This is a genomic window from Streptomyces sp. GESEQ-35 (assembly GCF_017948485.1).
Lineage (GTDB): Bacteria > Actinomycetota > Actinomycetes > Streptomycetales > Streptomycetaceae > Streptomyces.
This window is the reverse complement of the sequence record NZ_JAFFSX010000095.1, coordinates 1-542: the sequence shown is the minus strand read 5'-3', so window position 1 is coordinate 542 and position 542 is coordinate 1. Positions and strand designations below refer to the sequence as shown.

Genomic DNA, 542 nt, shown 5'->3' with positions numbered 1-542 from the left:
GCACCCGCACCCGCACCCGCCACCACAGCCGGAACCGACGACACAGCATCGGGTACGAGTGCCTCGACCAGGTGGGCGGTGAGGGCGGCGGGCGTCGGGTGGTCGAAGACGAGGGTCGCGGGCAGGCGCAGGCCGGTCGCGGAGTTCATGCGGTTGCGGAGCTCGACCGCCATCAGCGAGTCGAAGCCCAGGTCCTTGAAGGCCCGCGCGGGGTCCAGTACGTCGGTGGAGGCGTGGCCGAGTACAGAGGCCACCGCCTCCTGGACCACGTCGAGCACCGCACGCCGCCGTTCGTCCGTAGCGAGTCGCGCGAGGGCAGCCGCGTCGATGCCGCCCGCGGAGGCGGCGACCTCCGCGCGGCCGGCGGACATCACGGCCCTGCGGGTGCCACCGCGGATCAGCCCGCGCAGGACCGGCGTCAGCAGCCCGGCCCCGGCCTGCCGGCGCAGGGCGGACTCCACGATGCGAGCGGCGACGACGGCGGCGTCATCGCCGGAGACGGCCGCGTCGAGAAGCGCGAGTCCTTCTTCAGCGCTGAGGGC

At 74.5% G+C, this 542-nt stretch carries 1 protein-coding gene; it reads right to left on the bottom strand.

Features of this window, described 5'->3' with window-relative positions:
• A partial coding sequence (locus tag KCH87_RS48490; protein WP_247197945.1) for an acyl carrier protein occupies nucleotides 1-542 on the bottom strand: 542 nt, incomplete at both ends.